Here is a 22,846-nt window from a genome sequence, read left to right as displayed (position 1 = left end):
AATCCTTAAATCTGTTAAATCCCGGTTCAGGACAGTTTCGCTTTCAGATTCTCATCCAGCGCTTCGAGGAAATCTTCGGTGTTGAGGTAATGCTCACCAGCTACCAATTTCGTGCCTGCCGGATAGGCTGATAGCGCCAAATCTTTCGTCATTTTACCGCTTTCAACGGTTTCAACACAAACGGCTTCTAACGCATTGGCGAAGTTGATCAGCTCCTCGTTACCATCCAGTTTGCCCCGGAAAGCCAGACCACGTGTCCAGGCGTAGATCGAAGCAATTGGGTTGGTCGAGGTTTTGTTACCTTTCTGGTACTCGCGGTAGTGACGCGTTACCGTACCGTGAGCCGCTTCGGCCTCCATTGTTTCTCCATCGGGTGTAACCAGCACGGAGGTCATCAGGCCCAGCGAGCCAAAGCCTTGAGCCACCGTATCCGACTGAACGTCGCCATCGTAGTTTTTACAAGCCCATACGAAGTTGCCTTCCCATTTCAGTGCCGAAGCCACCATATCATCGATCAGGCGGTGTTCGTAATGAACGCCTTTTGCTTTGAATTCGGCGTCGTAGATTTCCTGGAAAATATCCTTGAAACGACCGTCGTATTTTTTCAGGATCGTGTTTTTGGTCGAGAGATATAACGGCCAGCCTTTTTGCAGAGCCATGTTGAAACAAGCCTGCGCAAATCCGCGAATCGACTCATCGAGGTTATACATACCCATAGCAACACCGGCACCTGGGAATTTGAAGACGTCGTATTCCAGTACGGTTCCGTCTTCGCCTTCAAACTTCATAGTCAGTTTACCCTTGCCCGGTACGATGAAATCAGTAGCACGGTACTGATCACCAAACGCATGCCGGCCAACGATGATAGGGTATTTCCAGTTGGTAACCAGACGTGGTACGTTGCTCATCACGATTGGCTCGCGGAATACGGTACCGTCCAGAATATTGCGGATCGTGCCGTTGGGCGACTTCCACATCTGCTTCAGGTTGAACTCTTTAACCCGATCTTCATCGGGCGTGATGGTGGCACATTTGATGCCCACACCGTATTCTTTAATGGCATTAGCCGCATCAATCGTTACCTGGTCGTTGGTTTCGTCGCGGTACTCGATGCCTAGATCATAGTATTTAATGTCAACGTCGACGTAGGGCAGAATCAGCTTGTCTTTAATGAACTTCCAGATGATACGGGTCATTTCGTCGCCATCCAGTTCGACAACCGGATTTGCTACCTTAATTTTTTCCATTTGACTTGATTATAAACGATTGAAAACGATACAAAAACTTGGCAGGGCCTCCTGTACGGATGCAAAAGTAGTGAATTAGGGGCATGGGTGAAACAGAAATAGATTCTCAATTAATGACTTCTTCTGTTGTTTTTATTGCTTTATTAGGCCAATCGTTTACTTCCACAGCTACCAACTTGAGATGAAACAAGTCTTCATTATTATTCTAGTTACTCTATTACATATTGCAAATACATCTGCTCAGCAATTTTTCTCGTCAGGCCGCGTCATAACTAGTCAGGGTGATACCTTACAAGGAGAAGTGCGAGCGAAAGGAAATAAACTTATTTTTCTACGAGCGAACAGCAGAGCTCCAGAACGAAGTTATACGCCAGATCAGCTTAAATCATATACGACCGAAGGCGTTAATCACATAGCCGCCCTATTGACCGAAGAAGGTATTACGAATCACTTATTCCTTCGCGAACGGATCAAAGGTTACATTAGTTTGTACAGCCTGGACAATCCGGAAGGAGAACTGGCTTACGTGCTTCAACTTCCCGATCAGTCGTTTGTACCGTTGCGTGGAAAAATGGCGTGGACGCTACTCAATAGAAGCCTGACAGAATGTACCGATCCAGCTTTTCTGGCCAGATTGGAATCTCATCGTTTTTTCTACGACTACTCGTATTTTGAGCAGATTGTTATCGCTTATAATCGCTGCGTAAAACCTGGAGAATTGTCGAGTTTAACCAAATCTCCATTTCATTATGAAGTTGGTGCAATTCTGGGAGTAGTTCGTAATCGCTGGGATTATAGCTTTGTTAGCTCTAATCCTTATTTCAATCCGAACGGCTTATATCCAGTTTACAACACATTTGTTTTAGGTGGGTTTCTTACATTAATGCCTCGTAAACGGCTATCGTTAATGCTAGAAGCGTTGTTTACTCAATATAAAGGTGGGCAATCTACAGTTGTTACGAATCCATTAGATCCCACATTTCAGGATTACCGCTACTACTCATTTCAGGAACAGTTTCTAGCCTTACCTATAACAGCTCGCTATGTATTCCTTAATCGGGCACTGCGTTGGTATATTAAAGCTGGGGTAGGATTTACATACAGCCTTACACTTACAGGTCATATTAGTGGTAATAATCTTGTGGATACTGAGATACAAATGAGGAATGGCTTGAGCATTGGATATCTGTTGGGTTTAGGCATTGATATACCATTAGCTACAAAACGGCGATTGTATGCTGAATTACGAACTCTGCCACACATTATCAAAGATGGTCCAACTCACATAGGCGACTTTCGGTCAGCGCAGTTAATTGTAGGTATGCCGTTATTTACACATTGAGAGGCATCTAACAAGTCTACCCAATAGTAGATAAGTATACAGATAAGAAGAATATTTCATAATATCCCTCTTACAGGATAGCCATTGTCAATGATCTTTATGTAATAGCATTTTTAGCCTGAAAGAACAAATTATGAAAAATCTAGCCCATTCCTAGTATATTTAATTGACAAAAGCCCAATCGTACTTATAAAATTTGGCAATACTCATGAAATACTGTACTAATCTTTTATTGGGTGCTCTATTGCTTCCTGCTCTTCTATTTGGGCAGACTAAGAAAGCCTCCAAGCCCAACGATAAACTTGACAAACTCAAAGCCGAAGCGGTTGCTTCTGTGGAGGCTAATAAGGTTCTAGCTCAACAAATCAATGATAAGCTCTTCAGTTTTGCCGAACTAGGTTTCCAGGAGGAAGAAACGGCAAACTACCTAACGGGCCTGCTGGAAAAGGAAGGCTTTACGATAAAAAAAGGTGTTGCGGGTATTCCCACGGCCTGGATTGCCACCTGGGGATCGGGCAAGCCACTCATTGCCGTTGGTTCTGACATCGACTGTATTCCGAAAGCTAGTCAAAAGCCCGGAGTAGCCTATAAAGATCCTATCGTTGAAGGAGCTCCCGGACATGGCGAAGGTCATAACTCGGGACAGGCGCTTAACATCGTGGCTGTATTGGCGGTCAAGAAGTTGATGGAACGGGACAAAATTCCCGGTACACTCATGCTCTGGCCGGGCGTTGCCGAAGAGCTTCTGGGCACCAAAGCCTTCTACGTTCGGGATGGGTATTTCAAAGATGTGGATGCCTGTATATTCACCCACGTAGGTAACAATCTCGGCGTATCCTGGGGTGACAATGGCTATAACGGGTTAATCTCAGCGAAATTCAATTTTGAAGGTCAGGCGGCTCACGCAGCAGGTGCTCCCTGGCGCGGACGCAGTGCCCTGGATGCCGTTGAATTGATGAACGTCGGCTGGAATTTTCGGCGCGAACATCTGGAATTAACTCAGCGCTCACACTATGTTATTTCTGACGGTGGTGATCAACCCAACGTAGTGCCTTCAAAAGCGGCAGTATGGTACTTTTTCCGTGAACGAACCTATCCTAAAATCAAAGCCTTGTTTGAGACGGGAAAGAAGATAGCTGAGGGAGCAGCTATGATGACGGATACTAAGTTTACCTACGAAATTCTGGGATCGGCCTGGCCGGTGCATACCAATCGCCCGATTGCAGCCGCAGCCTATGACAACATCAAGAAAGTAGGCTTACCAACCTGGTCAGACGAAGATCAGTTGCTGGCCAGAGCTTCGCAACTTGAATTACAGGCTCCCAAAATGGATGGGCTAGCCACGAAATTAGATTCGATGGGTATGCCCACTTCCTCCGCTCCAGTAGTGATGATGGGGGGACAGGCCATGACGCCCATGGGCGGTGGCTCCGACGACATCGCCGATATCTCCTGGTCGCTACCTACCATCGTGCTACGTTACCCCAGCAACATTCCTGGTCTGCCGGGTCACCATTGGGCCAATGCCATTTCGATGGCAACGCCAATCGCGCATAAAGGAGTGGTATATGGAGCAAAAGCCGAAGCCATGACTTTGCTAGACCTGTTACTGAAACCTGAGTTGATTAAAGATGCCTGGGCCTATTACAAAGACGAACAAACCAAAGACATTAAGTATGAGCCGCTGATTTCGCCAAAAGAACAGCCCGCGATTTATTTGAACAAGAAGATTATGGCCGAATTCAAGCCCAAGCTGGAGAAGTTTTACTACGATCCCAGCAAGTACAAGACGTATCTGGAACAGTTGGGCATCACTTATCCAACTGTACGTGACGATCAACGGGCGGCTGTGAAAAAAGAGCTGGATAAAGCAGCAACAGCGTCTAAGGTTTCTTCATCATCCTCACGATAGGTAGGTTTTATTAAGGTTTGTGTTTCGAAATCGATTCAACAAAAAAGCGATGAAGTATCTCATCGCTTTTTTGTTGCCTTCCAGTTTACAGACCTACGCAATCTTGACCATACATTGTATTATAAGATTTCATAAAACCGTATCTTTATCGGCTAACTACCCAATCATCCTTATAAAATTTGGCATTTCTGATGAAAAACTGTACGAATCTTTTATTTGGATTACTATTGCTGCCAACGCTCCTGTTTGGACAAGTCAAAAAAGCGCCAAAGTCCACTGTACCAGCAGACCGAATTGAACGGTTAAAGCAGGAAGCCGTGGCTTCTGTGGAGGCTAATAAGGTTCAGGCACAGCAGATCAATGACATGCTGTTCAGTTTTTCGGAGCTGGGATTTCAGGAGGAAGAGACATTTAAGTACTTGACCACAATCCTCGAAAAAGAAGGCTTCACTATCCAAAAAGGGGTTGCAGGTATTCCTACAGCCTGGATCGCCACTTGGGGAACGGGCAAACCACTCATTGCCGTTGGTTCTGACATCGACTGTATTCCGAAAGCTAGCCAGAAACCGGGTGTGGCTTACAAAGATCCGATTGTCGAAGGAGCACCCGGTCATGGTGAAGGTCATAACTCGGGTCAGGCGCTTAATATCGTAGCTGTCCTGGCAGTGAAGAAGCTGATGGAACGAGAGAAAATTCCCGGTACGCTCATGCTCTGGCCGGGTGTAGCAGAAGAGCAGCTTGCCACGAAAGCTTTTTACGTTCGGGATGGGTATTTTAAGAATGTAGATGCCTGCATTTTTACCCATGTTGCCAGTAATTTCGGAGTCGCCTGGGGTGACAATGGAACCACAGGTATGATCTCAGCCAAATTCAATTTTGAAGGTCAGGCGGCTCACGCAGCCGGTGCGCCTTGGCGGGGGCGCAGTGCCTTGGATGCCGTCGAGTTAATGAACATTGGTTGGAACTATCGTCGCGAACACCTCGAACTTACTCAGCGCTCGCACTATGTCATTTCTGATGGGGGTGATCAACCCAACGTTGTCCCTTCTAAAGCAGCTGTGTGGTATTACTTCCGCGAGCGTACTTATCCCAAAATCAAAGAGTTATTTGAGACGGGCAAGAAAATAGCTGAAGGAGCGGCTTTGATGACTGATACCAAATTCACTTACGAAATCCTTGGCTCAGCCTGGCCGGTGCATACCAACCGACCAATTGCAGCGGCTATGTACGAGAACATAAAGAAGGTGGGTTTACCAACCTGGTCGGAAGAAGATCAATTACTGGCTAAAGCCACACAGCGCGAACTTCAATCGCCCAGAACGAATGGTCTGGATACCAAAATAGATTCCGTTGGTCTACCAGTTTCCTCGGCACCCGTAGTGATGATGGGCGGACAGGCAATGACGCCATTATCAGGTGGTTCAGATGATATTGCCGATATTTCATGGTCAGTTCCGACGGTAGTTTTAGGATATCCAAGCAATATTCCCGCTTTGCCTGGTCACCATTGGAGTGATGCTATTTCGATGGCTACGCCTATTGCCCACAAAGGCGTTGTTGCTGGCGCTAAAGCCGAGGCTATGACACTGCTGGATATGCTACTGAAGCCCGAGATCATTAAAGACGCCTGGTCGTATTACAACGATGAACAGACCAAAGGCATCAAATATGAATCATTGATCAGCTCGAAGGAACAGCCAGCAATTTACCTCAACAAGAAAATCATGGCCGAGTTCAAGCCGAAACTGGAGAAGTTTTATTACGATCCGAGTAAGTACAAAACGTACTTAGAACAGCTAGGTATCAAGTATCCAACTCTTCGCGACGATCAGCGAGCAGCTATTGCCAAAGCCGCAGAAAAAGAGAAGGAAATAAAAGGGAAATGACGCTTTCTTAACTAATAACTAACTCAATCACTTCAATACAACTCTCATCTCTGGTATGAAAAAGTACACAATGCTTTTTAGCCTATTTTTGCTCGCTCCTGCTCTGCTGTTCGGACAGGCAAAAAAAGCTGTTAAATCCAACGATAAACTCGACAAACTCAAAGCCGAAGCAGTTGCTTCTGTGGAAGCCAACAAGGTTCTGGCCCAACAAATCAACGATAAGCTCTTCAGCTTTGCCGAGTTAGGGTTTCAGGAAGAAGAGTCATTTAAGTATCTGACGGAACTACTCGAAAAAGAAGGGTTTACAGTAAAAACAGGTATTTCTGGCATTCCTAGCGCCTGGATCGCCACTTGGGGATCGGGCAAACCACTCATTGCCGTTGGCTCCGACATCGACTGTATTCCGAAAGCCAGCCAGAAACCCGGTGTAGCCTACAAAGATCCTATCGTGGAAGGCGCTCCCGGCCACGGTGAAGGTCATAACTCGGGACAGGCGCTTAATATCGTGGCTGTATTAGCGGTGAAGAAGTTGATGGAACGCGAAAAAATTCCGGGTACGCTCATGCTTTGGCCGGGCGTCGCCGAGGAATTGGTTGGTACGAAAGCGTTCTATGTTCGGGATGGGTATTTCAAGGATGTGGATGCCTGTATCTTCACCCACGTAGGTAACAATCTCGGTGTATCCTGGGGTGACAATGGCAACAATGGTCTGGTATCGGTACGATTTAATTTCGAAGGTCAGGCAGCTCACGCGGCTGGTGCTCCCTGGCGCGGACGCAGTGCGTTGGACGCCGTCGAGTTAATGAACATTGGCTGGAACTTCCGTCGTGAACACCTCGAACTTACTCAGCGCTCGCACTATGTCATTTCTGATGGGGGTGATCAACCCAACGTTGTCCCTTCTAAAGCCGCCGTTTGGTATTACTTCCGCGAGCGTACTTATCCCAAAATCAAGAAACTCTTTGAAACTGGGGTGAAGATTGCCGAGGGAGCTGCAATGATGACGGACACCAAATTTACTTACGAGATTCTGGGGTCGGCCTGGCCGGTGCATACCAACAAAGTAATGGCAGCGGCAGCTTATGACAACATCAAGAAAGTAGGCTTGCCAACCTGGTCGGAAGAAGACCAACTACTAGCCAGAGCTTCACAGATTGAGTTGCAGGCACCAAAGACCGAAGGTTTAGCAATGAAACTGGATTCGATGGGTATGCCCACTTCCTCGGCCCCGGTAGTGATGATGGGGGGACAGGCCATGACGCCCATGGGCGGTGGCTCAGATGATATTGCCGACATCTCCTGGTCGCTGCCGACCATCGTCTTGCGTTACCCCAGCAACATTCCTGGTCTGCCAGGTCACCACTGGGCAAATGCCATTTCGATGGCAACTCCGATCGCCCACAAAGGGATCGTTTATGGTGCTAAAGCTGAAGCAATGACCTTATTGGATTTGTTGCTGAAGCCAGAACTGATCAAAGAATCCTGGGCTTATTACAAAGACGAACAAACCAAAGATATCAAGTATGAGCCACTGATTTCACCCAAGGAACAGCCAGCTATCTACCTCAACAAGAAGATCATGGCTGAGTTTAAGCCGAAACTGGAGAAGTTTTACTATGATCCCAGTAAGTATAAAACGTATCTAGAGCAGTTGGGCATCACTTATCCAACTGTACGTGATGATCAACGAGAAGCCGTTAAAAAAGTAATTGAAAAGGAGAAAGAAAAGGAAAAATCGTCGGCGTCGAAAGTTGGATCGTCGCGATCTGAGTAGTATTTCTCTCTAAAACAAAAGTGGGGCAGATTCTCAAACCTGCCCCACTTTTGTTTTAGAACTTCATTTGCGTTTCCAGATAAGCTACCATTTTGGCTAATGCCCGCGATCGGTGACTCATTCCGTTTTTTTCTTCGATACTCATTTCGGCAAAGGTTCGATCATATCCATCCGGCTGAAAAACAGGATCATAGCCAAAGCCACCTGTACCGCGTGGTTCTTCTAGAATCTGCCCTTCAATAATTCCTTCAAATTGGTGCTCGACGCCGTGCAGGATAAGCGTAAAGACTGTCACGAACTGCGCTTTACGATTGTTCGTATCACCTAGTTTACCAAGTAGTTTTTCAATATTTTTCTGCGCGTCTCGACTCCCAGAGTAATATGCTGAATCAACACCCGGTTCACCATCAAGCGCGGCAACCTCCAGACCCGAATCATCAGCGAAGCACGAAATGCCGAAATGCGTCCAGACATAATCGGCTTTCTGGCGTGAGTTGCCAGGAATTGTGCCCGTGGTTTCAGGCAGTTCATCGGCACAGCCAATGTCGTGCAAGGTTTTGAGTACAAACGAATTGCCGAGTTGACCGGCAACTTCGTCGAGTTTGTGTTGATTGTTGGTGGCAAAACAGAGTTCCATCATAAACAAAAAAAGCCGTTTACAGCAACAACTGCAAACGGCTTACTAAAAAAGTCAAACCCTATCGATTGGATTAACGGCTTGGTTGTGGCATTCCAGGCTGAGGTGCCTGACCTTTCTGAATATCGATCAGCTCGATATCAAACAACAGTACCGAATTGGCCGGAATTGCCTGATTTCCGCGTGGACCATACGCCAGTGAAGATGGAATAATCAGCGTTGCTTTTTCGCCTTTATGCAATTTGCTGACGCCTTCTTCCCAACCCGGAATCACCATGCCAACGCCAAGTTGGAATTGAGCTGGTTTGCCACCTGCCTGTGGGTTTGTGCGCGAACTGTCGAAGACTTTACCGTCTAACAGTTTACCGGTATAATGCACCTGAACTACCTCGCCTTTCTGGGGCGTTGGGCCACTACCTGGTTGCGTTACCACATAATATACACCTGATTCCGTTTTCTGGGCTTTCCCAGCCATTCCGTTCTTAGCAATATAGTTTTCGATAACTTTTGCATCGATACCTTTTTGCTTTTCCATGTCGGCAGCCTGGGTTTTCTTGTATTCATCCTCTGTCTGCACATTCACTACTTTCACCGCAATACCAATGTCAGTACCTTTCTGAACACCTGGAGGTAGTGGCTGCATTGCCCGTGTGAACAGCGAGTCGGCACTTACGTAGAATGTAGCGCTATCACCTTTACCCAACATCGTCAGACCTTCTTCGTAGGAGCCTTTGAAAGGCGGAACCTGCAATAACATCTGAAACGGAGCACCTTCTTTGTGCGTGTCGCGCAGAACCGAATCTTTGTTGTTCATCAGCGTAAGATGTAGTGTCAAAATATCGCCGACTTTGCCTTTACGCGTTCCTTCCGATTGTTCGTGAATTGTGTACTTCAGGCCGTTTTCCGTCACCTGTTGGCGGTTTTTACCGCAGGCTGCTACCACAGCAACAAGTAGGGCGGCTTTCCCGAAATTTTTAAGAGACATGAGAGATTACTTGGTTTATACTAATTTTTAAACGGTTTCCAGCAACTGTTGCTGATACAGGGGTACTACAGACAAAAGTTTTTTCTCGGTTTCAGCCAGCGACAATTTAGATCGTCCACCAGCTGCATTTCGGTGGCCTCCTCCATCGAAATGAGTACTGGCCAGATTCCGTACCGAAAAATCACCAACCGATCGGAACGATAGACGAATTTCTTCGTTTCGGTCAATTAGAATTGCGGCCATTACAACTCCTTCAACAGCCAGCGCATAATTGACCATACCTTCGGTATCGCCGGTTTTAGAACGATACCGCTTCAGTTCAGCATCAGTCAAGGTAATATAGGCGAACTTGTATTCGGGAAGTACTTTCAGTTTTTCGTTCAGTACGTAACCTAGCAAACGGAATTTATCAAGCGTCACATTGTCGAATATCCGCCGATGAATGCTGCTCACATCAATATGGAGGTCCAGTAACTGAGCTGCCATGCGGTGTACATCACCTGTAGTATTCGAATGACGGAACGAACCCGTGTCGGTCATCAGACCTGAGTACAGACATTCGGCAATCGGAACATCAATCAGGTCTTTGTCTCCTAACTCTACAATAAGCCGGAAAATTAATTGAGTGGTTGACGCAGCACTTGGGTCCCAAAGCGCTAAATCGGCGAATGACTCCGGTTCAAGGTGATGATCGATCAGTACTTTTTGGGCGCGTGACTGTCGTACCATAGGCCCGAGATCACGGATTCGATCGAGATTCGAAAAGTCCAGGCAGAAAATAACATCTGCTTCCTCCATTAACTGACTGACCGATACCCGCACTTTTTCCTCAAACGCAATTACGTCGTCGTTACCCGACATCCAGTGAAGGTTTTGCGGATAGTCAGTCGGAGTCACCACAGTAACCCGATGGCCTTTTTTGCGGAGGTAACCTGCCAGCCCCAGCGATGACCCCATAGCATCGGCATCGGGATTCTGGTGAGTGGTAATCAGCACGGTTTGCGGATGACTAATAATCGTGCCAATTGCTTCAATGTCTTGCATACATAAACAGCCGAAGCCGTAATCGAAACCCAAAAGTACGAATAATACTAATTGGGATGGACGATTTACAGTCTATAGAAAAATTGTAACACAGAGATTCACAGAGTATAAAAGAGATTCACAGAGAGTTTTGTAGTTATTTCTCCGTGAATCTCATTTATGCTCTGTGAATCTCTGCGTCAAAAACCAATGAGCATTAGCGAATTCAATGGCATTTAAGTCGAAAGTCTGTACCTTCGCGCCGAATAAAATTTGGATACAAAGAATTAGAATGGCAACGAACCGAACATTCACAATGATTAAGCCCGATGCCGTAGAGGCTGGGCACACAGGTGCAATTATTAAGATGATTGAAGAAGCGGGTTTCCGGATCGTAGCTCTCCGAAAAACGCAGCTGACCGGCGAACGGGCTGGTCAATTCTACGCTGTTCACCGCGAACGCCCATTCTATAACGACCTGCGTACTTACATGTCGTCAGGCGCCATTATCCCAATGATTCTTGAAAAAGAGAATGCCGTCGCGGACTTCCGTAAATTGATTGGTGCTACTAACCCAGCTCAAGCTGAAGAGGGCACTATTCGTAAGCTATATGCCAAGTCAATCGAAGCCAACGCCATTCATGGCTCGGATTCTGACGAAAACGCTGAAATAGAAGGTAGCTTCTTCTTTGCTGGCACAGAACAGTATTAAGGAAGTAGTTGAGTGAGTGAAGTGAGTGTACTAAGTTTATCAATTCCTGAACTTATTACACTCACTACACCTATTTCACCACTACACTCTTCTCATAATACTTACAAAACTCCCGCAATGCACACTCTTCGCACTTAGGAGCGCGGGCGAGGCATATATAGCGACCATGCAAAATAAGCCAATGGTGCGCTTTGGGAACGTATTGCTTGGGGATGTGAGCCATTAGGGCTTTTTCAACGGCCAGCGGAGTCGTTGCGGTGAGCGGTGCCAAGCCAATTCTGTGGGATACGCGGAATACGTGCGTGTCGACCGCCATAGTTGGCTCGTTGTACACCACCGACAAAATTACATGGGCTGTTTTTCGGCCTACACCGGGTAGCGTCTGCAATTCTTCGACTGTTGCCGGAATTTCTCCATCAAATTTTTCCATTAATGTTCTGGCCATTCCAACCAGGTGCTTTGCCTTATTATTCGGGTAGGAAACGCTACGAATATAGGTGAACACTTCATCTGCCGATGCTGCCGCCAGAGACTCAGCTTCTGGAAATCGGGCAAATAGCGAAGGCGAAATCTGATTAATCCGTTTGTCGGTACACTGTGCCGACAAAATTACGGCAACCAGTAATTCGTAAGGATTGCTGAAATTCAGTTCTGTTTTGGGCTCAGGATAATGCTCAGTGAAGTACTCAATAAAACGCCGGAACCGTTCTTTTTTTTGCATAGCATAAGGCACCTTGAGCGTTCAGGTAAGGATGTGAAAAAACTAATTCTCACACCCGAACATGAGCGCTCAGGATACAATACATAGTAAACCCATCTGTTCGTTACGAACGTCGTAAACGAGCAGGTGGGTTTGCTGGATGGTGTTTGGAGTAATTCAGGATAGCCTGAACCGTATTGACCCGTGGTTGGCGTTCTATTTTGTTCATCAAAGCCCTAAGTTCCAGGGCTTCGAGGAAGAACGTCATCAGATCCGGCTCCGACATTAGGGCATCTTCAATGAGCAGACTCTCCTCGGGTGAGGTCTCCTCATAGACATACCGGATTACATCATCTTGGGTAAAGGTTTTTATCATAACTCGGCGAACGTTTGCTTAGTTGTTTGCGCAGATTAATCAGCGCATAACGCATACGTCCCAAAGCCGTGTTTATACTGACGCCGGTTGCATCGGCAATCTCTTGGAAACTCATTTCCTCGTAGTGCCGCATGATGAGTACCTGACGCTGTTGTTCTGGTAACCGCTGAATCAACTCACGCAGGTGCTCGTGTGTTTCCTGCCGAATCTGGAGTGATTCGACTGAATCCTCCGCAAATTCAAGCGTATTGAACACACTGCTTCCGTCCTCAAACACCACACTGGGGTAGCGTTTATCCTTTCGGAAATAGTCAATGGCCAAGTTGTGAGCAATTCGAATAATCCAGGGTAGAAATTTTCCCTCCTCGTTGTATCTACCCGACTTAAGCGTGTCCACGGCCTTAATGAACGTGTCCTGCATTAAATCTTCTGCTACATACTGATCTTTTACAATCAGATAAATAGTTGTGTAAATCTTCGATTTGTGCCGTTGCACTAATTTAGCAAAGGCTTTTTCATTACCACGGATGTACAGGGAAATCAACTCACTGTCGTTTACCTGGGCTTTTTCCATTTTCAGTAAGACAATTAGGTAACGTAGAGTTGTGTGCCGATAGTGTATAGGGAGGTTATGTTTTTTACAATCTTTATGCGATCCAGCCTTGAAGATACTAAATTATTCTGCTTAAATCCAAATATACAGTGCAAAAAATCTGCCAAACGGTATTTTTTTCCTTTAAAACTTCTATTTCTGACAAGAAATAATACTGTAATACCGAAATAAGATAAATATAGCTTATTCGTGGAAATAATTGGACTTACGTTTGATTTACTAGTATAGATTCAATTAGAATGCTATCCGTTTAAATGGAGATTAATTTTTTTTAATGATCGAGCACAAAGGTAACTTTAGTCGCCATAGAAGCAATTGCTAGGCTTCTTTTTCTTGAGATTATCTACTAGCACGTTATCGCTATACGAGAATCAAAAAATAAGCTTCTGATTTTGCCAATGCCTTGATTTACTGTACTAAATGAGTATTTTCGTGCTTTCTATTACGTTAGTAATATTCCTATGAGATCAGTTTGGCTTGGAATGGCAATGCTCGGCTGGTGTGCCACCTGCTTTGCCCAGTCATGTCCGAAACTGCCGGAACTAAATTTCGACCGGCGGGGCGATGCCGCTTATATGGATAGTTTGCTGACCCTTGGCCGAACACACCGCCAGCTAGCTGCTCGTTTACCACGAAGCCGAACGAATGATACGCTCAGGTTAGAGGGCTTACGCTTTATGGCCCTTGTGTTCAAGCAAATGCGTGGCCAGCAGCGTGACAGTAGTTTTCTGTATGCGAAGCAACTGGAAGAACAAGCCCTTGTCTACCATAATAATCTCTATGCTGTTCGGGCTTTAATGTTTCAGGAATATTACCTCCGAACGGTTAAAGGTGACTACCCTCACGCGCTCCAGATTAATCAGCGAGCTTCCGAACTATGTGTAAAACTACCTCGCGAAAGCTCTCCACGCTGGCAAGTACAAATGAATATGGGCGATATTTACATGCTCTTGAAAGAGTATAACAATGCCCTGTCGAGCTATCAACTTTCGCAGACACTACTCAGTTTTAATACATTACTAACACCTAAAAATCGGAAGTTACTGACCAGCCAGGCAATTAGCCAGATAGGCGAGGTATATGAAATTCGGGGGCAATATGAACAGGCTCGTCAACAGTATGAAGCGAGCCGCCAAATCGCATTAGAAACCCGCTCCCAGATTAATCTGGCTTATGCCGATGAGCGATTGGGCGACTTCTTCATTAGCCGTCAAAAACCTGAACAGGCCATTAAGGTTTTTGACGAGGGATTAGCTGTTTGGACCCAACTAAACGACCGTCCAGGACAGGCCGCCGTCTGGGCTCGACTATCCGAATGCTATACCCAGACGAACCAACCCAAATTGGCTATTGAGTTTGGCGAAAAAGCGGTAGTTGTAGCACGGGATGCTGGTTATATTCGAATTCAACAAATGGCTACGCAATCGTTATACAGGGCGTATCGTCTGGCAAATCAGCCTGCTCAAGCATTGGCAATGTATGAAGAGTACAGCGCACTGCGGGATAGTCTGACAAACCTCAAGCGAGTAGAAGAATTGTCAGCCGTGCAGAAAAAGTACGACATTAATCAAGTGACAATAGCGGCAGAAAAAGAACGATTTATTCAACAGCAACAATTGATCAACGTGCGTCGGCAAGCCGAATTGGATCGGTTGCGGGCCGAAGCAGAACGCGATCAACTAGCAAGTGAGACCCGAATGAATCACCTTAAGCAATCGATTGAAACTGAGCGTCTGCGGGCCGAATCACAGAAAACTCGTCTGGAGCAACGAGCCCACATTGATCAACTCAGTCACGATATTGAGCAGGCTAGCCTTTTACGGATTGTTCTGGTTGGAGGTTTAGCTATGTTGTTCGGTTTTGTTGCGGTTTATTACCGTAAAAATCGCCTGATAAACCGTCAGAAACTGGAAATCGAAGCGCTGAACCATGATCTGGAAGATAAAGTATTAGCTCGGACGATCGAACTAAAACTCGCAAATGACCAGCTACGGGCCAAAAATCGTGAAATTGAGGAAGCCCTGTTACGTGGTCAAACGCTCGAACGCAAACGCATGGCTGCTGATTTGCACGATAGTCTTGGCGGATTACTAGCTGCTATTAAAACCAGTTTGTCAGCGTTAAACCCTGCAAAGATGGCCGATCGCGAGCAGCAGATTTATCACAATTTGCTGAATATGAGCAAAGAGGCTTTTGCCGAAATACGTTACTTATCCCACAACCTACAACCCGACGAACTAGAGAAACAAGGCTTATCGCAGGCGCTTATGCGATTGGTTCACAAGCTCAACCTCAGCCAGAAGATCGCATTCAGCCTAGAAAACGCGGAGTTACCACGTCTAGACAAAACTGCTGAGTTTAATTTGTATTCGATTTGTATTGAACTATGCAGCAATATTCTTCGACACTCCGAAGCAACGGAAGCTCAAATACTGTTTAGGCGATTCAATAACGAGTTGAATATGATTGTAAAAGATAACGGTTGTGGTATGGACCCCCGTGATGCAACGGGTATGGGGCTTCATAATATTCAGGCACGTATGGATCTAATTCAGGGGCGCTATGAAATTCACTCTGGTCCCAACGAAGGAACGACCTTTATTTTTATCCTGCCAGTTTTGTCAAATCTCGAAAAAGCTTAATAATGGCACGCAGATGATGCGAACTGCCTGCTTTTTTTATTGTACTCGCCCTTCTACTAAAAAATCGTTTTTGTCGAAATACGGGAGTTTCTGAAAACCAGACAATTTATAGTGCTGTACGCGCCACTGTCCAGCTACTGGTCCACTTTCGAGCAGAAGATTACGTACTGACGAATAGAGTGGATTATTGGTTTGCAGAACAGCTTCTATCCGGCGTGGCTGATGAGTCACCGAGTCAACTTGCACGCTAAGTGATCGCACAGTTAAATGCTCCTCCGAGTTTTTTAATGTATACCGAAATGTCATCGAATCAGGCCGGGAAATCTGGTAACTGCTTCGAAGAGCTGGTTTATTGATATCTGCCTGAGTAAATAACTCCAGTTCATGACTCCAGTTAATATCTCGAATAGCTTGCTGACTTCTGGCCTCATTAATAGAGACAACTTTGTTAACAAGCGGCTTTTGGGCTGAGAGGTCCGAAATTTGCTGTTTGACAAAGCTTAGTACGTCATAATAAACATTGGCCTGAGCTTGCTGAGCAGAATCGGTACAACTACTGATTAACAGCGTAACTAGAAGGAAAGAAGGATAAACGAAGCGCATAAATCACAACAAAACAGCTCCAGATAAGCGAGCCTTACGGAACAACCAACACGAATTTTTACAAATCGGTTTAGGTAATCAAATTCTGAACCAAATTTGCAGTCGGAATGCTATCTATAATAATGGTTTCAGGTTTCAAGTTTCAGGTTCGTCGCTTGTTAAAAGCAGGTCGATAACGGGGAATAGGGAACATGAAACCTGAAACTTAAGAACAACTGTTTCATGGAATACGATGTGATTATGATTGGTTCGGGGCCAGGCGGCTACACCGGCGCCATTCGTTGCGCCCAACTCGGACTGAAAACGGCCATTATTGAAAAATACCCGTCGCTGGGGGGCACTTGCCTTAATGTTGGTTGCATTCCGTCGAAGGCACTACTCGACTCGTCGGAGCATTTTTATAATGCGGCACATACTTTTGCCGAACACGGCATCAAACTGGCTGATTTGCAGGTTGACCTGGCGCAGATGATTAAGCGTAAACAGGAAGTTGTTGATGTGACGACGAAAGGCATCAATTTTTTAATGAAGAAAAATAAAATCGACGAGCTACACGGCGTCGGTTCGTTTGTGGATCCCCACACCATTAAAATTACAAAAGCCGATGGTTCTGAGCAGACGATCACAGGCAAGAATATTATTATCGCGACGGGCTCAAAACCATCGTCGTTCCCGTCGATGCCGATTGATAAGAAACGCGTCATCACATCGACTGAGGCTCTGAAACTTGAGGAAGTGCCGAAACACCTCATCGTGATTGGCGCAGGTGTAATCGGTGCCGAATTAGGATCGGTTTATGCCCGACTTGGTGCGAAGGTGTCATTTGTGGAGTTTGCCGATTCGATGATTCCAACAATGGATAAAACGATGGGCAAGGAGCTGCAAAAAGCCGTCAAAAAACTCGGTGCTGATTTCTATTTCAGTCATAAAGTCACGAAAGTAGAAAACACAGGTAACGAAGTGGTAGTAAGTGCTGATACCCCAAAGGGAGAGCAAATTACACTCACCGGCGACTATTGCCTGGTTTCGGTAGGTCGTCGTCCCTATACCGACGGATTGAACCTTGAAGCTGCTGGCGTGAAAGCCGACAATCGCGGTAGAATAGAAGTAGATGATCACCTACGTACAAATGTCCCGCACATTTATGCCCTTGGCGACGTAATTCGTGGTGCTATGTTGGCGCACAAAGCCGAAGAAGAAGGTACCTTCATTGCAGAAACCATTGTAGGTCAAAAACCACATATTCATTATCGTCTTATTCCGGGCGTAGTCTATACCTGGCCCGAAGTGGCATCAGTAGGTTATACGGAAGAGGAAGTAAAACAAGAGGGAATTCCCTACAAGGTTGGTTCCTTTCCATTTAAAGCCCTTGGTAGAGCGCGGGCGAGTATGGACGTAGATGGTCTCGTAAAGGTATTAGCGCACAAAGAAACCGACGAGATTTTGGGGGTTCATATGATTGGTGCCCGTGCTGCCGACATGATTGCTGAAGCCGTCGTAGCGATGGAATTCAGGGCATCTGCTGAAGATGTTTCGCGCATGTCGCACGCTCACCCAACTTACACTGAAGCGTTCAAAGAAGCTTGTCTGGACGCTACCGATAAACGAGCGATTAATATGTAATTTCTCGTGCCAGAAAAAGAGAAAGCCCGGTTGTTAGAAAGCAGCCGGGCTTTCTCTTTTTTCTAGCATGAAGTCAATTCGACTTATGCTTGCATTTGTAAATGTCGGCTAGCTAACTAATCATCAGGTAAACAGAAATAGAGCATATCTAATCAAAGTTACTAGTCTACCTATCGCCTTCAATTGTAAAAATAGGTGCGAATTAATTTTCAGTTCTGTATTGATTTAGGGCAATTATTACAATTATCAGATAAAATTTAAGGCGCTTAATATGGACAAATAGGGCTTAATGCATCAGATTCAGTCTTTTTGACTTCTTGAAAGATTATTTTGTAAAAAATTTAGCCAAAACAAGCTTTTATGCAATCTCTTCCTTGCATATTTACGTATATACCCGGCATGCACCCATAAGAGCTCTATCGGCGTAGTTTTTGCTAGACTCCTAGCCAAATTAGTCGGATACTTAATCAGATAGAAGTTGATACTCACTCTTTCTGGTTAGCGTATCGTAAGAAAGACTATATGTATCTACTTTGGTAATCAAGCCTAATTCAATCTGTAGATTTTGTAGACAATATACTGGATATGGCATATTGTTTGCGTAAGGTACTAAGCACACTAGAAACGTACTCATTGCATTGGCGCTATAAAAGCCTCTCTTGTTACGTTAGCGGTTGCTCTGTTTCGCTCAATCACTCAACTACTAGATATTATGGCATTTTATGTAGATCGCAAACAATGGATTACTTCCGAGTTAATCAACTGGCCACGATTACGCGTTTACGACAATTGTAATGGGGCTCAATGGCTGTCTGTAGCCGATTTAGTGTATCTAGAGGGTGAACTAAACTATACATGGTTGCAGTTCGCCGACGGTCGACGAATACTGGTTCCATACACCATAAAACGGATTGAGGCCAAATTGCCTGACGCTTGGTTTATCCGGTTGCATCGCCACTATCTGGTTAATCGCCAGTTCATTGAACGGGTGGAATATAATTCACCCAGGCCCATATTTTATCTCGTTACCGGCGTAGCGCTTCCTGTATCGCGTCGTCGCTGGTTTATATTGCGACGGCAACTTGATTTCCAACGGCCAATAAATCTGGCGAAGAATAGGGTTATTGAACCAGATGTAGCTTATGTATAACTACAATAGATACCTCGTGTGCTAATCGTACGGGTTCTGGACTTTATGCTGCGTAATGTAAAGCGCAAAACTGTTGTACTTTCTCCCGACTTCTCTTCAACCGCATCTTAACGGCGCTGGGTTTGAGGTTATATAGTTGTGCAATTTCCTCAATACTCATACTATCTTCATATTTCAAGTGGAGTAACGTGCGCTCCTTGACTGAAAGGGCGGCCATAGCCTGTCTGACGAGCTGAATTGTTTCTTCATGCAACATGGATTCCTGTGAATCAGGCAATTCAAGACTCAGACCTTCTTCGATAGAAGCGAAGTCAAGTCGCTTGGCTAATCGAAGCTGGTCTGAACAATAGTTATAAGCAATTGAGTAAAGCCAGGTTGAGAAACTAGATCGTTCCTGAAAGGCATCCAACTTGCTGAATACTTTCAGAAATATGTCGTGAGTAAAATCTTCGGCTTTCTCAGTGTCTTTAGTCATCGATAAGCAACGCCTATAAACTTTATTGACATAACGATTATAGAGTGTTTCGAAACACTGATTGGGCTTGTCTGGTAAAAATTGACGAATTGTTTCTTCGTCTGTTAAAAAAGTGCGCATGATTTATGGGTAGTGATTAGGTGGAATGGGCTAGATAGTATATTGCTAAGTACATACGTAGTTACCCTATCTTCTGGATGACTCATTACTAACTAAAATATAATAAATCTATTAAACGGTGTGCATACGCTAGACCTAACCTAAGCCAGAAATACCCATTTTTATGACCAGAAATGGATACATTTACTCATATAAATAACTAAATTTATACTTACAAAAATTGTAATTTACCAGTATTGTAGAGCTATTACTGGCAGGAGAATTTGCTGACTTAATAGTAAGAATATGAGCACCTGGAAGTGTCACTTAGCTACCCCAAGCTTAATGTGATGTAAAAGCTGGCCAACTTATTAGAATACCATATATACAACTGACGACGTACGTTTGTAAAATCAAATTACAAGTGTCTTACGAAAGGATAGTTTAATTAATTTGACGATTATTTTCCTATCTGGCCCACTGAACTAGGGCATACAACTGGTGAAACAGCGAATTCTTCTCTCTTCAGTAATGGCTCTGCTAGCCTTTACCTACCCGACACTCCTACAGGCACAGCCTCTGCATCGGCTACCCATAAAAACAGTTCAGGATCTTCACGCCTATTTCAAATGGACTAACAAGAAAACGCCCATCATCAGTGGACACCGAGGTGGGATGGGCAAAGGGTTTGCGGAAAACTCACTGGCCTCCTTCGAGAATACTCTAAAATATACCCCTGCTTTTTTTGAGACAGACCCTCGGCTCACCAAAGACAGTGTTATTGTGCTGCTCCACGACGCCAACTTAGACCGCATGACAACCGGCACCGGCAAGCTCTCGGACTACACTTGGGAAGAACTTAAAAAACTCCACCTGAAAGATGCCGAGGGTAATGTAACACAAGATCGAATTCCTACCCTAGCCGAAGCCATCGAATGGGCAAGGGGTAAAACGGTACTTAATCTGGATCGAAAAGATGTGCCGTTTCCGATGACGGCGGCCATCATTCGCCAGCATAAAGCTGACGCCTTTGTGATGCTCACGGTTCATTCGCCGGAGCAGGCGCGGTATTATTACGAGGACAATAAAGATCGGATGTTCTCGGCCTTTATCAAAAACAAACAGGAACTGGAAGCCTACGAAAAAGCGGGCATTCCGGCGGCCAACCTGATTGCCTACATTGGGCCAACGATCAAACCTGAAAACAAGGAACTCTACCAATTGCTCAATGGCAAAGGGATTATGTGTATGATTTCGGCCGCATCGAGTTATGATAAGCTGCCTAATGAGCAAGAACGATCAAGTGCTTACCGGTCTATTATTGAGGATGGAGCGAGCATATTGGAATCAGATCGCCCCCTAGAGGTGGCCCAAGCGCTTAAGCTTCTACCAGCTACTAAGTCTAGCTCAGCTAATTCTACTAAAATAAAGTAGGTAATTCTTTTTAGGGAAACAGTCTATTGAGTCAGGTGAAGTCGTGCAGGTGCCTGGTTCACAACCAATATATTTCCTTTTGGCTCAACCGAAGAGCAGGTACGCTAATCAAGCCGGAAGGCTATAAAGGCATCCGATTATATTGGACGCCGGTTAACATTCATGAGACGAGGACTAAATTGAAGCAACTTGGCTACGAAGTATCGGCTATAATTGACCGAGACCTAAGCGTAGAAATAACGTACAGTCACAGTTTAAACTATCATCCAGTTGAGGTGAGGTGGTCCAGTTTAGCGGCACACTGAATTTGTCAGATTTATAATGTATTCCTGCTCAAACTGCTCAGGGCTTTTATAGCCCAGCGACGAATGCTTTCTCTCCCGGTTATAATAAATCTCAATGTAGTCGAAGATTTCCGTACGAGCATCTTCAACACTCAGAAATACCCCGCCTTCCAATAACTCTGCCTTTAGGCGGCCGCACGGGCGGCCCCGTCCATAACGATTCCGCAAAAGCATTGTCGTAAGGATCGTCGGCCCGACTCATGCTGGGCCTAATATGCCACAACCGGATTAACTCTTTTAACTCCGTGGATACATATTGGCCACCCCGATCTGACCGGGTCGCCGGAGCGATGGATAATCAGGCCCACAGCAGGTTGGCGTACCTGCAAGGCACGGCGTAATGGAAGTACAACCAATTCATCTTCCATCGTTTCGCCCACCTGCCAACCCACCACTTTACGCGAAAATAGATCCATCCAAGTGGCCAAGTAGCCCCATTCACCGTTGACCAGCGGCAGATAAGTTATATCGCTGACCCAGACTAAATTAGGCGCTTTGGGCAAAGGCTGATCTAACAATAAGGTTGGCCAGTAGCCTCTACCATGCGTGCTATCTGTCGTTCGTGGTACAAATGATTTAGCCGGGCCGCCGGAGCGGTTGAATAGCCTGTAAACCAACCATCTTCATTAGCGTTCGAACCTGATAGCGTCCTACTGAATGGCCTTTTTCCTGCAACTCTGCCGTAATGCGTCGACTGGTACGCCAGCCCGGTGCCCTATCGTCGTTTATGTTTAGCAAAAGTCCGCTCGACCAATTGCTGGTATTCAGCTTTTTCAGAAGTTAGTTGATAGCTGTCGCCCCGTAAATACCGATAGTAGGCCGTCCGACTTACTTCCAGCACTGAGCACAGAGTTTCAACCGCAAACTCAGAAGCCAACTCTTGAACCAATTCATAGCGTAATCTCAGGTCTGTCGGCTGATAATGCCTAAGGCTTTTTTTTAGATTTCGCGTTCTGCTTCTAACTGACTAATACGCTGTAGTAGCAGCTGAGTATCAGAAGCTGGATTCAAAAGGTGGTATTTTTCTTCCCCTTTGTTCCGTTGTTTCCATTTGTAGATGAGTGCTTCACTGATACCCAGTGCTTGAGCTATGTAAGCTACGCTTTGTCCATTAGCAATCATTTTCAGCACATCGGCTTTGAAGGTAGCGTCGTATTTACGACGTTTAACGGGTTTGTTTTTAGGCTGCATGATCTTGCGAAATTAGACAAGTTCACTGTGCCGATTAATTAGACCATCTCAATCGACAGCCTCAATAAGTTGTCGTAA

22 protein-coding genes are annotated in these 22,846 nt (G+C 45.5%); 9 read left to right on the top strand and 13 right to left on the bottom strand.

The window, feature by feature from the left end:
• Positions 1 to 26: 26 nt before the first annotated feature.
• Positions 27 to 1,247, bottom strand: a complete 1,221-nt coding sequence (locus GO755_RS24415) for an NADP-dependent isocitrate dehydrogenase (RefSeq protein WP_157587926.1) — start codon at positions 1,245 to 1,247, stop codon at positions 27 to 29.
• 181 nt (positions 1,248 to 1,428) lie between these two features.
• Between GO755_RS24415 and GO755_RS24410 the strand changes: the two genes are divergently transcribed.
• From GO755_RS24410 to GO755_RS24395, 4 genes are all read left to right on the top strand, one after another.
• Positions 1,429 to 2,589, top strand: coding sequence for a hypothetical protein (locus GO755_RS24410; protein ID WP_157587925.1), 1,161 nt, complete (start codon positions 1,429 to 1,431; stop codon positions 2,587 to 2,589).
• 208 nt (positions 2,590 to 2,797) lie between these two features.
• Complete coding sequence (locus GO755_RS24405; RefSeq protein ID WP_157587924.1) at positions 2,798 to 4,501, top strand: amidohydrolase; 1,704 nt, start codon at positions 2,798 to 2,800, stop codon at positions 4,499 to 4,501.
• 191 nt (positions 4,502 to 4,692) lie between these two features.
• Positions 4,693 to 6,387 carry an amidohydrolase gene (locus tag GO755_RS24400; protein ID WP_157587923.1) on the top strand — a complete coding sequence of 565 codons (1,695 nt, stop codon included), beginning with the start codon at positions 4,693 to 4,695 and terminating at the stop codon, positions 6,385 to 6,387.
• A 55-nt stretch (positions 6,388 to 6,442) separates the two neighbouring features.
• The gene (locus tag GO755_RS24395) at positions 6,443 to 8,161 is read left to right on the top strand and encodes an amidohydrolase (protein ID WP_157587922.1); all 1,719 of its coding nucleotides are present in this window, start codon (positions 6,443 to 6,445) and stop codon (positions 8,159 to 8,161) included.
• Between the two features lie 55 nt (positions 8,162 to 8,216).
• On the opposite strand, the gene rdgB is transcribed toward GO755_RS24395, so the two are convergent.
• From rdgB to GO755_RS24380, 3 genes are all read right to left on the bottom strand, one after another.
• Complete coding sequence (gene rdgB / locus GO755_RS24390) at positions 8,217 to 8,798, bottom strand: RdgB/HAM1 family non-canonical purine NTP pyrophosphatase (protein WP_198174922.1); 582 nt, start codon at positions 8,796 to 8,798, stop codon at positions 8,217 to 8,219.
• A 73-nt stretch (positions 8,799 to 8,871) separates the two neighbouring features.
• On the bottom strand, positions 8,872 to 9,783 hold the full coding sequence (locus tag GO755_RS24385; protein WP_157587920.1) for an FKBP-type peptidyl-prolyl cis-trans isomerase: 912 nt from the start codon (positions 9,781 to 9,783) through the stop codon (positions 8,872 to 8,874).
• Positions 9,784 to 9,810: 27 nt separating this feature from the next.
• Positions 9,811 to 10,827: a DHH family phosphoesterase gene (locus GO755_RS24380; RefSeq protein WP_198174916.1), complete on the bottom strand. Its 1,017-nt coding sequence runs from the start codon at positions 10,825 to 10,827 to the stop codon at positions 9,811 to 9,813.
• Positions 10,828 to 11,098: 271 nt separating this feature from the next.
• Here GO755_RS24380 and GO755_RS24375 point away from each other — a divergent pair, with 271 nt between their 5' ends.
• Complete coding sequence (locus GO755_RS24375) at positions 11,099 to 11,518, top strand: nucleoside-diphosphate kinase (RefSeq protein WP_157587918.1); 420 nt, start codon at positions 11,099 to 11,101, stop codon at positions 11,516 to 11,518.
• Positions 11,519 to 11,588: 70 nt separating this feature from the next.
• On the opposite strand, the gene nth is transcribed toward GO755_RS24375, so the two are convergent.
• From nth to GO755_RS24360, 3 genes are all read right to left on the bottom strand, one after another.
• The gene (gene nth, locus GO755_RS24370) at positions 11,589 to 12,239 is read right to left on the bottom strand and encodes an endonuclease III (RefSeq protein WP_157587917.1); all 651 of its coding nucleotides are present in this window, start codon (positions 12,237 to 12,239) and stop codon (positions 11,589 to 11,591) included.
• Positions 12,240 to 12,342: 103 nt separating this feature from the next.
• On the bottom strand, positions 12,343 to 12,594 hold the full coding sequence (locus GO755_RS24365; RefSeq protein ID WP_157587916.1) for a hypothetical protein: 252 nt from the start codon (positions 12,592 to 12,594) through the stop codon (positions 12,343 to 12,345).
• Entirely contained in the window at positions 12,569 to 13,168 is a 600-nt protein-coding gene (locus GO755_RS24360; protein WP_157587915.1) for an RNA polymerase sigma factor, read from the bottom strand. The genes GO755_RS24365 and GO755_RS24360 overlap by 26 nt, the downstream gene beginning before the upstream one ends.
• 500 nt (positions 13,169 to 13,668) lie before the next feature.
• Here GO755_RS24360 and GO755_RS24355 point away from each other — a divergent pair, with 500 nt between their 5' ends.
• Positions 13,669 to 15,849 carry a tetratricopeptide repeat protein gene (locus GO755_RS24355; RefSeq protein WP_198174915.1) on the top strand — a complete coding sequence of 727 codons (2,181 nt, stop codon included), beginning with the start codon at positions 13,669 to 13,671 and terminating at the stop codon, positions 15,847 to 15,849.
• Positions 15,850 to 15,885: 36 nt separating this feature from the next.
• On the opposite strand, the gene GO755_RS24350 is transcribed toward GO755_RS24355, so the two are convergent.
• Positions 15,886 to 16,452 carry a hypothetical protein gene (locus GO755_RS24350; RefSeq protein ID WP_157587914.1) on the bottom strand — a complete coding sequence of 189 codons (567 nt, stop codon included), beginning with the start codon at positions 16,450 to 16,452 and terminating at the stop codon, positions 15,886 to 15,888.
• 222 nt (positions 16,453 to 16,674) lie between these two features.
• On the opposite strand from GO755_RS24350, the gene lpdA reads away from it, so the two are divergent.
• Together lpdA and GO755_RS24340 are read left to right on the top strand one after the other, a co-directional pair.
• Entirely contained in the window at positions 16,675 to 18,075 is a 1,401-nt protein-coding gene (gene lpdA, locus GO755_RS24345; protein WP_157587913.1) for a dihydrolipoyl dehydrogenase, read from the top strand.
• Positions 18,076 to 18,787: 712 nt separating this feature from the next.
• Complete coding sequence (locus tag GO755_RS24340) at positions 18,788 to 19,225, top strand: LytR/AlgR family response regulator transcription factor (RefSeq protein ID WP_157587912.1); 438 nt, start codon at positions 18,788 to 18,790, stop codon at positions 19,223 to 19,225.
• Positions 19,226 to 19,268: 43 nt separating this feature from the next.
• Here GO755_RS24340 and GO755_RS24335 read toward each other — a convergent pair whose 3' ends face one another.
• Positions 19,269 to 19,820 (bottom strand): RNA polymerase sigma factor, encoded by a 552-nt coding sequence (locus GO755_RS24335; protein ID WP_157587911.1) that lies wholly within the window; start codon positions 19,818 to 19,820, stop codon positions 19,269 to 19,271.
• A 510-nt stretch (positions 19,821 to 20,330) separates the two neighbouring features.
• Between GO755_RS24335 and GO755_RS24330 the strand changes: the two genes are divergently transcribed.
• Entirely contained in the window at positions 20,331 to 21,233 is a 903-nt protein-coding gene (locus GO755_RS24330; RefSeq protein WP_157587910.1) for a glycerophosphodiester phosphodiesterase family protein, read from the top strand.
• Between the two features lie 290 nt (positions 21,234 to 21,523).
• Here GO755_RS24330 and GO755_RS41530 read toward each other — a convergent pair whose 3' ends face one another.
• The 4 genes from GO755_RS41530 to GO755_RS24310 all read right to left on the bottom strand — a co-directional run bounded on the left by GO755_RS41530 (position 21,524) and on the right by GO755_RS24310 (position 22,768).
• Positions 21,524 to 21,751, bottom strand: a complete 228-nt coding sequence (locus GO755_RS41530) for an IS3 family transposase (protein ID WP_157587909.1) — start codon at positions 21,749 to 21,751, stop codon at positions 21,524 to 21,526.
• 35 nt (positions 21,752 to 21,786) lie between these two features.
• Entirely contained in the window at positions 21,787 to 22,095 is a 309-nt protein-coding gene (locus tag GO755_RS41525) for a DDE-type integrase/transposase/recombinase (RefSeq protein WP_227687070.1), read from the bottom strand.
• Between the two features lie 58 nt (positions 22,096 to 22,153).
• On the bottom strand, positions 22,154 to 22,315 hold the full coding sequence (locus GO755_RS41520; RefSeq protein ID WP_227687069.1) for an IS3 family transposase: 162 nt from the start codon (positions 22,313 to 22,315) through the stop codon (positions 22,154 to 22,156).
• A gap of 201 nt (positions 22,316 to 22,516) precedes the next feature.
• Entirely contained in the window at positions 22,517 to 22,768 is a 252-nt protein-coding gene (locus GO755_RS24310; protein ID WP_157587906.1) for a transposase, read from the bottom strand.
• Between the last annotated feature and the right edge of the window lie 78 nt (positions 22,769 to 22,846).

Source organism: Spirosoma arboris, from assembly GCF_009754945.1.
GTDB classification, from domain to species: Bacteria; Bacteroidota; Bacteroidia; order Cytophagales; family Spirosomataceae; genus Spirosoma; species Spirosoma arboris.
The sequence above is the reverse complement of the archived record's forward strand: the minus strand, read 5'-3'. Positions and strand labels throughout refer to the sequence as shown.

Coding starts and splice junctions, on each gene's coding strand:
- GO755_RS24355 (WP_198174915.1), top strand. CDS start 13,669: ATGAGATCAGTTTGGCTTGGAATGGCAATGCTCGGCTGGTGTGCCACC.
- GO755_RS24365 (WP_157587916.1), bottom strand. CDS start 12,594: ATGATAAAAACCTTTACCCAAGATGATGTAATCCGGTATGTCTATGAG.
- GO755_RS24310 (WP_157587906.1), bottom strand. CDS start 22,768: ATGCAGCCTAAAAACAAACCCGTTAAACGTCGTAAATACGACGCTACC.
- nth (WP_157587917.1), bottom strand. CDS start 12,239: ATGCAAAAAAAAGAACGGTTCCGGCGTTTTATTGAGTACTTCACTGAG.
- GO755_RS24405 (WP_157587924.1), top strand. CDS start 2,798: ATGAAATACTGTACTAATCTTTTATTGGGTGCTCTATTGCTTCCTGCT.
- GO755_RS41530 (WP_157587909.1), bottom strand. CDS start 21,751: ATGCTTTTGCGGAATCGTTATGGACGGGGCCGCCCGTGCGGCCGCCTA.
- GO755_RS24340 (WP_157587912.1), top strand. CDS start 18,788: ATGGCATTTTATGTAGATCGCAAACAATGGATTACTTCCGAGTTAATC.
- GO755_RS24400 (WP_157587923.1), top strand. CDS start 4,693: ATGAAAAACTGTACGAATCTTTTATTTGGATTACTATTGCTGCCAACG.
- GO755_RS24330 (WP_157587910.1), top strand. CDS start 20,331: ATGGCTCTGCTAGCCTTTACCTACCCGACACTCCTACAGGCACAGCCT.
- GO755_RS24410 (WP_157587925.1), top strand. CDS start 1,429: ATGAAACAAGTCTTCATTATTATTCTAGTTACTCTATTACATATTGCA.
- GO755_RS24335 (WP_157587911.1), bottom strand. CDS start 19,820: ATGCGCACTTTTTTAACAGACGAAGAAACAATTCGTCAATTTTTACCA.
- GO755_RS24360 (WP_157587915.1), bottom strand. CDS start 13,168: ATGGAAAAAGCCCAGGTAAACGACAGTGAGTTGATTTCCCTGTACATC.
- GO755_RS24395 (WP_157587922.1), top strand. CDS start 6,443: ATGAAAAAGTACACAATGCTTTTTAGCCTATTTTTGCTCGCTCCTGCT.
- rdgB (WP_198174922.1), bottom strand. CDS start 8,798: ATGGAACTCTGTTTTGCCACCAACAATCAACACAAACTCGACGAAGTT.
- GO755_RS24380 (WP_198174916.1), bottom strand. CDS start 10,827: ATGCAAGACATTGAAGCAATTGGCACGATTATTAGTCATCCGCAAACC.
- lpdA (WP_157587913.1), top strand. CDS start 16,675: ATGGAATACGATGTGATTATGATTGGTTCGGGGCCAGGCGGCTACACC.
- GO755_RS24385 (WP_157587920.1), bottom strand. CDS start 9,783: ATGTCTCTTAAAAATTTCGGGAAAGCCGCCCTACTTGTTGCTGTGGTA.
- GO755_RS24415 (WP_157587926.1), bottom strand. CDS start 1,247: ATGGAAAAAATTAAGGTAGCAAATCCGGTTGTCGAACTGGATGGCGAC.
- GO755_RS24350 (WP_157587914.1), bottom strand. CDS start 16,452: ATGCGCTTCGTTTATCCTTCTTTCCTTCTAGTTACGCTGTTAATCAGT.
- GO755_RS24375 (WP_157587918.1), top strand. CDS start 11,099: ATGGCAACGAACCGAACATTCACAATGATTAAGCCCGATGCCGTAGAG.